Source organism: Catellatospora coxensis, from assembly GCF_016862635.1.
GTDB lineage: Bacteria > Actinomycetota > Actinomycetes > Mycobacteriales > Micromonosporaceae > Catellatospora > Catellatospora coxensis.
This window is the reverse complement of sequence record NZ_BONI01000146.1, coordinates 1-10,121: the sequence shown is the minus strand read 5'-3', so window position 1 is coordinate 10,121 and position 10,121 is coordinate 1. Positions and strand designations below refer to the sequence as shown.

The 10,121-nt window shown below is 71.9% G+C and carries 9 protein-coding genes and 1 pseudogene; 4 read left to right on the top strand and 6 right to left on the bottom strand.

What is annotated here, in order from left to right:
* The first annotated feature begins 167 nt into the window (after positions 1 to 167).
* On the top strand, positions 168 to 578 hold the full coding sequence (locus Cco03nite_RS41155; RefSeq protein ID WP_373314453.1) for an ATP-binding protein: 411 nt from the start codon (positions 168 to 170) through the stop codon (positions 576 to 578).
* 188 nt (positions 579 to 766) lie between these two features.
* Here the strand turns inward: Cco03nite_RS41155 and Cco03nite_RS41150 are convergent, their stop codons facing one another.
* A complete protein-coding gene (locus Cco03nite_RS41150) occupies positions 767 to 1,171 on the bottom strand; it encodes a hypothetical protein (protein ID WP_203699479.1) in 405 nt (134 codons plus the stop codon).
* A 91-nt stretch (positions 1,172 to 1,262) separates the two neighbouring features.
* Here Cco03nite_RS41150 and Cco03nite_RS41145 point away from each other — a divergent pair, with 91 nt between their 5' ends.
* Both Cco03nite_RS41145 and Cco03nite_RS41140 read left to right on the top strand, forming a co-directional pair.
* Positions 1,263 to 2,204, top strand: a complete 942-nt coding sequence (locus Cco03nite_RS41145; protein ID WP_203699478.1) for a diacylglycerol/lipid kinase family protein — start codon at positions 1,263 to 1,265, stop codon at positions 2,202 to 2,204.
* 410 nt (positions 2,205 to 2,614) lie between these two features.
* Positions 2,615 to 2,869 (top strand): WhiB family transcriptional regulator, encoded by a 255-nt coding sequence (locus tag Cco03nite_RS41140; protein WP_120318209.1) that lies wholly within the window; start codon positions 2,615 to 2,617, stop codon positions 2,867 to 2,869.
* A gap of 162 nt (positions 2,870 to 3,031) precedes the next feature.
* Here the strand turns inward: Cco03nite_RS41140 and Cco03nite_RS41135 are convergent, their stop codons facing one another.
* From Cco03nite_RS41135 to Cco03nite_RS41115, 5 genes are all read right to left on the bottom strand, one after another.
* The gene (locus tag Cco03nite_RS41135) at positions 3,032 to 3,772 is read right to left on the bottom strand and encodes a sirohydrochlorin chelatase (RefSeq protein ID WP_203699477.1); all 741 of its coding nucleotides are present in this window, start codon (positions 3,770 to 3,772) and stop codon (positions 3,032 to 3,034) included.
* The gene (locus Cco03nite_RS41130) at positions 3,762 to 4,472 is read right to left on the bottom strand and encodes a phosphoadenylyl-sulfate reductase (RefSeq protein ID WP_239168078.1); all 711 of its coding nucleotides are present in this window, start codon (positions 4,470 to 4,472) and stop codon (positions 3,762 to 3,764) included. Before Cco03nite_RS41130 ends, Cco03nite_RS41135 begins: the two co-directional genes overlap by 11 nt.
* 262 nt (positions 4,473 to 4,734) lie before the next feature.
* Complete coding sequence (locus tag Cco03nite_RS41125; RefSeq protein ID WP_203699475.1) at positions 4,735 to 6,429, bottom strand: nitrite/sulfite reductase; 1,695 nt, start codon at positions 6,427 to 6,429, stop codon at positions 4,735 to 4,737.
* 344 nt (positions 6,430 to 6,773) lie between these two features.
* On the bottom strand, positions 6,774 to 8,300 hold the full coding sequence (locus Cco03nite_RS41120) for a sensor histidine kinase (RefSeq protein ID WP_203699474.1): 1,527 nt from the start codon (positions 8,298 to 8,300) through the stop codon (positions 6,774 to 6,776).
* Between the two features lie 24 nt (positions 8,301 to 8,324).
* Complete coding sequence (locus Cco03nite_RS41115; RefSeq protein ID WP_203699480.1) at positions 8,325 to 9,359, bottom strand: SIS domain-containing protein; 1,035 nt, start codon at positions 9,357 to 9,359, stop codon at positions 8,325 to 8,327.
* A 256-nt stretch (positions 9,360 to 9,615) separates the two neighbouring features.
* Between Cco03nite_RS41115 and Cco03nite_RS41110 the strand changes: the two are divergent.
* Positions 9,616 to 10,121 (top strand): annotated as a pseudogene (locus tag Cco03nite_RS41110) (tetratricopeptide repeat protein); the annotation flags it as partial.

Here is a 10,121-nt window from a genome sequence, read left to right as displayed (position 1 = left end):
AAGATCGAGGAGATCTCCAAGATCTTCTGGGAGACCAAGCAGGCCTGAGCCTGGACGTCAGCGCCGACGTATGCCGGGTGGCCCGGACGGCCACCCGGCATCACCGGACGACGAGTGCGCACAACCGCCCGGCTATGAGCTAGGCTCCGCGCGGGGGGTTGGGCCAGGTGAGTCAGATTCTGCAACCGGCGGCGACGGCGCTTACCGACAACGTCGTCGCTGTCACCGTGCCTGCCGACGGCGGCTGGCTGGGCGTGCTGCGCACCGCGACCGCGGGCCTCGCCGCCCGGCTGCGCTTCGCGGGCGACAAGATCGAGGATCTCCGCATCGCCGTCGACGAGGCGTGCGCGATGCTGCTGGTCATCGCCCCGCCCGGCGGGCAGCTGCACTGCCGCTTCGAGATCGGCGACAGCGAGCTGACCGTGGCGATCTCCGCACCGGTCAACGGCAAGAAGAAGCTCCCGGAGCAGTCCGCGTTCGCCTGGAAGGTCCTCAGCGGCCTGACCTCACGCGTGGACGCCGAGCAGGCCGACGGCCGCGCCACCATCCGCCTGGTCACCGAACTCCCCACGTCCTGACCCTGGCGCGCCTGACTCCGGCCGCGCGCTCGCACGACCCGTCTTGCCATCGACGTTGGCCTATTACGTCGACTCCGGGGCGCGGATTTTCGACGTGATAGGCCAACGTCGATGAGAATCGGGGCGCGGCGCGGCGCGGCGGCTGCCGACGTGTGAGCGGGCGAAGGGGGCGGTGCGCCGCCCGGTGGTCAGCGGGGGTTCCAGCCGAGCCAGCGGGTGGTGGCGGGGGCCAGGATGAGGCCCATCACGGCCAGGGCGCCGAGCAGGACCGTCCAGCCGAGCTGGGGCATGCCACCGTTGATCATGAAGTACGCGGGTGCGCAGAGCATCAGCTCCAGCGCGAGCGACGGCCCGCGGGCGCCCGGGCGGCGGCGGCTCAGCGCGCGGGCGAGCCCGCCCAGGCTCCCGGCGACGGCCAGCGCGAACAGCGTCACCCCGACCGCGAGCCGGATGTCGGTGGACTCGGCGGTCAGGTCGGCGTAGATCAGGATCGCGCCCAGCACGGTCACCGCGAGCGCCTGGAGCGCCATCAGCGCCACCGCGCCGTACAGGGTGGCGGGCGGGCGTTCGACGGTCGTTTCGGCGGCGGACATGAATGACACCCTAGCGAACCCGCGGTGGCGGCCGTCTCGCCGCGTGCAGGCCGCGTAACGCGAGGTCACCGCACCCGGTACATTGCCGGTCATGCGAGGTCTGCTCGTCGTCAACCCCAAGGCGACCACCACGTCCGCCCGTACCCGGGACGTGCTGGCCGGCGCGCTGCGCAGCGAGATGGAGCTGACCCTCGGCTTCACCCGCCGCCGCGGCCACGGTTTCGACCTCGCCCGCGACGCCGCCGCGGGGGGCGTCGACGTGGTCGTCGCGCTCGGCGGCGACGGCACCGTCAACGAGGTCGTCAACGGGCTCATGGCGGCGCGGAAGGGCGCGGCGACACCGGCGCTGGCCGTGGTGCCCGGCGGCTCGACCAACGTCTTCGTGCGCGCCCTGGGCCTGCCCCGGTATGCCGTCGACGCCACCTCGGTGATCCTCAAGGCGCTGCGCCGCGGCACCAGCCGCCAGGTCAGCCTGGGGCTGGCCGACGACCGCTACTTCACCTTCTGCGCGGGCCTCGGCCTCGACGCCGCGGTGGTGCGCCGGGTCGAGCAGGCGCGGCGCAAGGGCCGCCGCTCGACCCCCGGCCTCTACCTGCGCTCGACGCTCGGGCAGTACTTCGTCGAGGGCCGCCGGGAGCCGGGCATCACCCTGGAGGAACCGGGCGCGGAGCCCGCGGGCGGCCTGGCGAATCTGATCATCCAGAACACCGCGCCGTGGACCTATCTCGGGGACCGGCCGATCCACGCCAGCCCCCGCGCGTCGTTCGACAGCGGGCTCGATGTGCTTGCGCTGCAAGCCCTCCACCTGCCGAGCACCCTCCATACGGTCACGCAGATGCTGGCCCACCAGCCGGACGACCCCGCCGAACGGGGAGACGTCGCCGGAAAGAAGATCATGGTGCGCCACGATCTGGCGGAATTCGTCGTCCGTTGCGCCACCCCGCAGGCGTTCCAACTAGACGGGGACTACCTAGGTGAACGCGAAAAGGTGAAATTCACCGCTGTGCCCGGCGCACTGCGCGTAATCTGCTAAGAGTCGCTGTCGAAAGGCAGCGCGGCGGAGATTTGTGTCAATGGGCACACGTGACACACGCTGGAAATACTGGCGGCCTATTACGCCCCGTACTACATTGATCACTGACTGTCGGATGTCGGGGGTCAGGGTAACGCCCGGTGATCCGGACAAAACGGTCGTGAGCTTGCTCACCCGTCTGTCCTAATTTCCGGCACCCCTCTTGACATCGCTGGAGTTCGTGAAAGCATTCACAAGCGTACCGAGCGCTGAACCTGTTGCTCCTACACGCGCTGCTGATTTCGGTAGCGGTCCGTAACCAACTGGATCCGCATCCAAATCGCTTCACGCGCGTTCGCATACAGAGAAGCCCGAACGTACCAAACGAAGCGTTAGCAATTTCCACTGCCATCACAAGGAGTGTTTCCGCCATGGACTGGCGCCACCATTCGGTCTGCCGCGACGAAGACCCGGAGCTGTTCTTCCCGATCGGGACGTCCGGCCCCGCACTGCTTCAGGTCGAGCAGGCCAAGAAGGTGTGCGGGCGGTGCCCCGTCTCCACCGAGTGCCTCAAGTGGGCGCTGGAGACCGGGCAGGACGCTGGTGTCTGGGGTGGGATGAGCGAGGAGGAGCGGCGCGCCGTCAAGCGCCGCGGCGGCCTTCGGGTCCGCGCACACTCGCTCTGAGCACCGCCACACCGCAACGCCTCACCGAAAAACGTAGAAAGCCCCGAGCGCCGCTGCTCCGGGGCTTTTACGTTGTCCGGAACCCGACGGCTCCCGCCGGACGCGAGAACGGCAGGGCTGTGAGCAGGCGCTTACGCCTGGTGAACGGGTGCGCGAACGGGCTCAGACGGCCAGCAGAGCGCGCTGCGGGCTGACCGCGTCCACGCGTTGCAGAACGAGCCGAACGAGCTCTCTCGACGCTCCCAGCGGGGCTGCCGCCCCGATCGCGCCCTCGGCGCGGGCGTCGGCGAGCACGGCCTCGTGGAGGCGGCCCGGCGCGAGGAAGTACGACGCCACCGCCACCCGGCGCGCCCCGCGGGCCCGCAGCGCCGCGACGGCCTCGCCACCGGTGGGCGCGGCCGCGCTGGCGTACGCCGTGACACACGGCACGCCCAGCCGCAGCGTGAGCGCCCCGGCGACCTCGTCGACCATGGCCCGGCCGGACGCCACGCTCGTGCCGGCCGCGGCGAGCACGACCGCGTCGTACCCGGTCACCGACTCGTGCAGCCGCCGGACCAGCCCGGCCAGCAGCGGCTCGGACACCTCGCCCAGGGTGTCGGAGATCGCGCAGTCGAACCCGGCGACCTGGGCGGGCAGGTCCACCCGGCCGTGGTACGCCCGGGTCAGCAGCAGCGGCACCACCACGGGCGCGGGCTCCCCCGCCGCCCGCAGCGCGCCCAGCACGTCGGCCGGCCGCGGGTCGGCCAGCTCCAGGAACGCCACCCGCACGTCCAGCCCCGGCCGGGCGGCGGCGACCCCGCGGGCCAGCGCCCGGGTCGCCGCCTGCGCCCGCGCGTCGCGGGAGCCGTGCGCGACCAGCACCACGGGCGACGCGGTGCCGGCCGCCACCGGATCAGGCCGCATGCAGACCGCACTCGGTCTTGTCGAACATGGCCCAGCGGCCCGCGCGGGCGTCCTCGCCGGGCTGGATGCGCCGGGTGCACGGCCAGCAGCCGACCGAGCCGTACCCGGAGTTCAGCAGCTGGTTGACCGGGATGTCGTAGCGGGCGATGTACTGGTCGACCTCGGCCTGGGTCCAGGTGGCCAGCGGGTTGACCTTCACCTTGCCGCGAGCCTGCTCGAAGTGCACCACCGGCGTGTTGGCGCGGGTCGGCGACTCGTCACGGCGCAGGCCCGCGGCCCACGCGTCGTAGCCGGCCAGCGCGTCCTCCAGCGGCTTCACCTTGCGCAGGTAGCAGCACGAGTCGGGGTCGCGGGAGTAGAGGCGGGGGCCGAAGCGCTCGTCCTGCTCCTCGACGGTGAGCTCGGGCCGCACCGTCACCACGGTCACCGGGATGGTGCGGGTGACCTGGTCGCGCACCCGCAGCGTCTCCGGGAAGTGCAGGCCGGTGTCGAGGAAGACGACCTCCACGCCGGGCACGACCCGCGAGGCCACGTGGGCCAGCACCGCGTCGGCCATGGAGCTGGTGACGCAGAAACGCGGCCCGAACGTCTCGGCGGCCCAGCCGATGATCTCCTCGGCCGGCGCGCCCTCCAGCTCCTTTCCGGCACGGGCGGCCAGATCCATCAGCTCGGCGGTGGAACGTCGCACGTCCACGGTCATGGCGTCACCCTCCCCAGCAGTCCGATCATCTTCAGCGCGAAAACCCTGCGGCATGCTCGGCACTCCCACTGCCCGTGTGTGCTGGCGGGCTCTGCGTCCTCGGTCTCGGGACCCGCGTGCGGCCGGAGGAAGGCCTCCTCACCGCAGAACGGGCAGTAGTACGGCACCGCGCGTTGCGCACCCTCACTCATGACGCCGCCTCCGGCGTCGTCATGAATCCGTCGGCAACCATGATTCGCTCGCTGCGCTCACTCATGAGTGCTCACCGCAGCTCTTCCTCGTCCACCCGCAGCACCCACTCCGCGAACGGCTCGGCGGCGTCCTTGCGGCCGTCGAGGTAGCGGCGGGCGAGGCGCTCGGCGTACTCGGGCAGCTCCGCGGCGGTGGTCTTGAGGCCGCGCAGCTTGCGGCCGAAGTTCGGGTTCTGGCCCTGGGCCATGCTCAGGCCGCCGCCCAGGTGCACCTGGAAGCCCTCGACCATCTCGCCGTCCGGGCCGGGGACCAGCTGTCCCTTGAGGCCGATGTCGGCGACCTGGGTGCGCGCGCAGGCGTTCGGGCAGCCGTTGACGTTGATCGAGATGGAGCCGTCGATCCGGCCGATGGTGCGCTCCAGGTGCTCGATGGTGCGCGCCGCGGTGGCCTTGGTCTCGACGATGGCGAGCTTGCAGTACTCGATGCCGGTGCAGGCCATCGTGTCGCGCCGCCACGACGACGGCCGGGCCTGCAGCCCGATCGCGTCCAGTGCCGCGATCAGCGACTCGACCTTGTTCTCGGCGACGTCGAGCACCAGCAGCTTCTGGTACGGCGTGAGCCGCACCCGGCCCGAGCCGTGCGCCTCGGCGATGTCGGCGACCTGCGCCAGCACCGTGCCGCTGACCCGGCCGGCGACCGCCGCCGCGCCGACGTAGAACTTCCCGTCGCGCTGGCGGTGCACGCCGATGTGGTCGATCGGGTGCTCGGGCAGCTCCGGGGCCGGTCCGTCGGCCAGCTTGCGGCCGAGGAACTCGTCCTCCAGGATCTGCCGGAACTTCGCCACGCCCCAGTCGGCGACCAGGAACTTGATGCGCGCCCGGTTGCGCAGGCGGCGGTAGCCGTAGTCGCGGAACAGCCGGGCGACGGCGGCGTACACCTCGGCGACCTCGGCCAGCGGCACCCAGGTGCCCAGGCGCTGGGCGAGCATCGGGTTGGTGGACAGGCCGCCGCCGACCCACAGGTCGAAGCCCGGCCCGTGCTCGGGGTGCACGACCCCGAGGAACGCGATGTCGTTGGCCTCGTACGGCACGTCGGCCAGCCAGGACACCACGGACTTGAACTTGCGCGGCAGATTGGACAGCGCAGGGTCGCCGATGTACTTCTCGACGATCTCGTCGATGGCGGGCGTCGCGTCGAGGACCTCGTGCTCGCTGATCCCGGCGACCGGGCTGCCGAGCACCACGCGCGGGGTGTCGCCGCAGGCCTCCGTGGTGGACAGGCCGACGGCCTCGATCTCGCGCCAGATCGCCGGCACGTCCTCGACCCGCACCCAGTGCAGCTGGATGTTCTGCCGGTCGGTGATGTCGGCGGTGTCGCGGCCGTACTTGCTCGACACGTCCGCGATCGCGCGGAGCTGGGCCAGGTCGAGCTGGCCGCCGTCGATGCGGATGCGGAGCATGAAGTACTCGTCGTCGAGCTCGTGCGGCTCCAGCACCGCGGTGCGGCCGCCGTCGATCCCGGGCTTGCGCTGGGTGTAGAGGCCCCACCAGCGCATCCGGCCGCGCAGGTCGGCCGGGTCGATCGAGGCGAAGCCGCGGTGGGCGTAGATGTTCTCGATCCGCGCGCGCACGTTCAGGCCGTTGTCGTCCTTCTTCGTGCGCTCGTTCGGGTTGAGGGGCTCGCGGTGCCCGAGCGCCCACTGACCCTCCCCACGCGGTTTGCGCGCGGCCCGGCCCGGGGTGGCGGCTGGCGTGCTTGCTGCCATCGCAGCGTCCTCCTGTAAGTCCAGTGAGCGAGGACGCGCCTATGCGCCAGCACCGCGGGTCAGCGGTCGAGATTCAAAGAAATGAATGCTCCCGGCGCGTATGCGCGCCCGGGTTTCGAAAAAACGGACGGGCGCAGTCAGCCAGCCGGACAGATGGCGCTGCGCACGCGGCCGAAATCGATGTGGCGGCGGGCGGTGAGCCCGAGCCCCATCAGGCGGCGGTTCGCAGCGGCGGTCATGCAGTCACTTTCTCACGGCGGGCAGGCCCGTGCCAATCACCGTTCGCCCAACGTCCCACATTCTGACCGGAGCGTGACGCAGATCGCTCTTTGTTAAAACCGGGATCACCTGTCGCGTTTCGCCAGCGGCACGAACAGCAGGGCCTCCGTGCCGCCACCGTCCCGGTTGCGCAGTTCGATGGTGCCGCGCAGCTCACCGGTGGTGAGGGTACGGATGATCTGCAGTCCGAGCCGCTTGTTCGTCGTCGGGTTGAAGTCCTCGGGCAGCCCCCGGCCGTTGTCGGCGACGGTCACGTGCAGCTCCCGCTTGGCGCGCTCGACGTGCACGACGACCTCGGCACCGTCGGCGACCTTGCCCTCCAGCGAGTCGAAGCCGTGCTCGACGGCGTTGAGCAGCAGCTCGTTGAGCACCATGACCAGCGGCGTGGCGATCTCGGCGGGCAGCACCCCGAAGGTGCCCTCGCGGCGGGTGCGCACCGGCGACTCGGGCGAGGCGACCTCGGCGGCGGCGTTGGCCACCCGGTCCACGATGCCGTCGAACTCCACCGCCTCGTCGGCGGACATGGCGAGGGTCTCGTGCACCAGCGCGATGGACGCGACCCGGCGCACCGACTCCTCCAGCGCGGCCCGCGCCTCGGGGTGGTTGACCCGGCGGGCCTGCAGCCGCAGCAGCGCCGCGACGGTCTGCAGGTTGTTCTTCACCCGGTGGTGGATCTCCCGGATGGTGGCGTCCTTGGTGATCAGCGCGCGGTCCCGGCGCTTGACCTCGGTGATGTCGCGGACCAGCACCAGCGCGCCGATCGGCACACCCGCCGGCATCAGCGGCAGCGCCCGGCTGAGCACGGTCGCGGTGCGCGCCTCGATCTCCTTGCGCGGCGGGGCGTCCCCGCGCAGCGCGCCCAGGATGCGGTTGCTGGCCTCGGAGCCCTCCAGCGGGTCCTCGGCCAGCCGGTTGAACAGCGCGGCCAGGTCCTCGCCGACCAGGTGCGCGGAGAAGCCGAGCCGCCTGATCGCCGACTGCGCGTTGGGCGAGGCGTAGGTGACCTTGCCGCTACCGTCCAGCCGGATCAGGCCGTCGCCGACGCGCGGCGCGGAGGTGGTCTCCCCCGGGTGGCGTACCGACGGGAAGGTGCCGTCGGCGATCATCTGGGCCAGGTCGTCGGCCGTGGTCAGGTAGTTCAGTTCCAGCTGGCTGGGCGTGCGCGCGGTGGACAGGTTGGTGTCGCGGCCCACCACCGCGATCACCTCGCCCGCCTCGCCGTCCTCACCCCGTCGCCGGACCGGGATCGCCTCGTGCCGGGCGGGGGTGTCGCCGTACCAGACGGGGTCGCCCTCGCGCCAGATGCGGCCCTGCTCGCGCGCGACGCCCAGGTGGGCCACCTCGGCACCGCTGGAGGTCCGCCCCACCTGGTCGTCCTGGTACGCCGTCGGCGCGGTGGTCGGCCGGACCTGCGCCACGCAGAGGAACGACTGGCCAGCGCCGGGATCCCCCTCGACCGGCACCCACAGCAGCAGGTCGGCGAAGGACAAGTCGGAGATCAACTGCCAGTCACCGGCGAGCCGGTGCAGGTGGTCGATGTCGACCGGGCCGAGCGAGGTGTGCTCCTCGACCAGTTCACGCAGCGTTGACACGCAGTCAGCCTCTCATGACAGGCCTTACAGCGTGGCGGTGACCTTCTTCAGGCCGCGGGGGGCGTCGGGGTCCTCGCCGCGGGCCAGCGCCAGGGAGAGGGCGAGCTGCTGCAACGGCAGGATCTCCAGCAGCGGGGCGTAGCGCTCGTCGGTCGACGGAACGGTCAGCAGCGCCTTCGCTCCGGGCACCGCCTCGGAACCGACCGCGACGACGTCCGCGCGGCGCTCGTCCAGGCGCGCCAGCACCTCGCGCATGGCCTGCCCGCCGAGCCCGGCGCCCACCATGGCCAGCACCGGCACGTCCGGGTCGGTCATCGCGAGCGGGCCGTGCAGCAGGTCCGCGCCGGAGAACGCCAGCGCGGGCAGGTACGAGGTCTCCATCAGCTTGAGCGCGGCCTCGCGGGCCGACGGGTAGGCGTAGCCTCGGCCGGTGGTCACCATGCGGGCCGCGAACCGGTAGCGCGCGGCCAGCTCGGTCGCGGTGGTGTCGGCCAGCGTGCGGGTGGCCAGCTCGGGCAGCTTGGCCAGGGCGGCGTGCTCGTCGGCGGGCAGCACACCGTCGCCGGCGCGTACGCCCTCGATCAGCATCAGCAGCGCCATCAGCTCGGCGGTGTAGGTCTTGGTGGCGGCGACCGCGCGCTCGTGCCCGGCGGCGACGTCCACCGACAGTTCTGCGGTCTGCGCCAGCACCGACTCGGGGTTGTTGGTCACCGCGAGGGTGAGCGCCCCGGACTCCCGGGCGACCCGCAGCACCTCGGCCAGGTCCGGCGAGCCGCCGCTCTGCGAGACCCCGATGACCAGGGCGTGCGACAGGTCGGGGCGGGCCCCGAAGACGGTGATCGCGCTCGGCGAGGCCAGCCCGGCGGGCAGCCCGAGCCGGATCTCGGTGAGGTAGGCGGCGTAGAGCGCGGCGTGGTCGGACGTGCCGCGCGCGGTGAACACCACGTGCTGCGGCCGGCGCTCCGCGATCACCTTCGCGACCTGCGCGATGGCGCCCGCGTGGGCCGGCTCCAGCAGCGTCGCGTACACCTCCGGCTGCTCGGCGATGTCGGCTGCCATTCCGGTGCCACGCTGGGCCATCTCTCTCTCCTACCACTTCGCCCTGGAGTGCTGCGCGAAATCGCGCGTTCCGTGCGCAGTCTTGCACGTTCATGACCGCGATAGCAACACACTGCGCAGAAATGAGCAGGGGCACACAACTCGCCCGACCGGCTCTAGCCTGTCCGTGCCGGAACATGGCCCGTCCGGGCGCAGCCGCCTCGCGCGGCGCGTGCCAGGGGACTCCCCACGCGTTCCGCGGACCGAGGGAGAGCACGTGGCTGACGGCGTCAACGACCCGCACCAGGAGGCGCTGGGCGAGCTCGCCCTGGCCACCCTGGCCCTCGACGAGCACGACCTCGACCATGCGGTCAGCCACCTGTCCGTGGCCCTGGCCCACGAGCCCGGCCTGCCCGAGGCGCACGAGCTGCTGGCGAAGCTGGCCGCCCGCTGCGACGACGGCGGCCTTTCGCTGTTCCGGCCCGGCGAGCGCGCGCCGGTGGGCCGCGTCGTCGCGTTCGCCCACGTGCTGGCCCGGCACGGCGGCTACGCCGACGCCCTCAACCTGCTGGCGCAGGCGACCGTGCACGACCCGAGCCGTCCCTGGGCCGACGTCAGCTGGGTGCAGGCCCTGGACGCCGACCGGATCGGCGCCGACCGGCTGGTACGCGTGCTGCTCGCCGTGCTGGGCGCGCTGCCCGACCCGGCGCCCGCCCCGATCGCCGCCGCCACCCGGCCCTACCTGCACCTCGCGGAACGGGCGCTGGCCGCATACCCGCGAGA

Bases quoted from the DNA above. Each gene is read 5' to 3' on its own strand.
- Cco03nite_RS41150 (WP_203699479.1), bottom strand. From the start codon at position 1,171: ATGTCCGCCGCCGAAACGACCGTCGAACGCCCGCCCGCCACCCTGTAC.
- Cco03nite_RS41145 (WP_203699478.1), top strand. From the start codon at position 1,263: ATGCGAGGTCTGCTCGTCGTCAACCCCAAGGCGACCACCACGTCCGCC.
- Cco03nite_RS41140 (WP_120318209.1), top strand. From the start codon at position 2,615: ATGGACTGGCGCCACCATTCGGTCTGCCGCGACGAAGACCCGGAGCTG.
- Cco03nite_RS41135 (WP_203699477.1), bottom strand. From the start codon at position 3,772: ATGCGGCCTGATCCGGTGGCGGCCGGCACCGCGTCGCCCGTGGTGCTG.
- Cco03nite_RS41130 (WP_239168078.1), bottom strand. From the start codon at position 4,472: ATGACCGTGGACGTGCGACGTTCCACCGCCGAGCTGATGGATCTGGCC.
- Cco03nite_RS41125 (WP_203699475.1), bottom strand. From the start codon at position 6,429: ATGGCAGCAAGCACGCCAGCCGCCACCCCGGGCCGGGCCGCGCGCAAA.
- Cco03nite_RS41115 (WP_203699480.1), bottom strand. From the start codon at position 9,359: ATGGCAGCCGACATCGCCGAGCAGCCGGAGGTGTACGCGACGCTGCTG.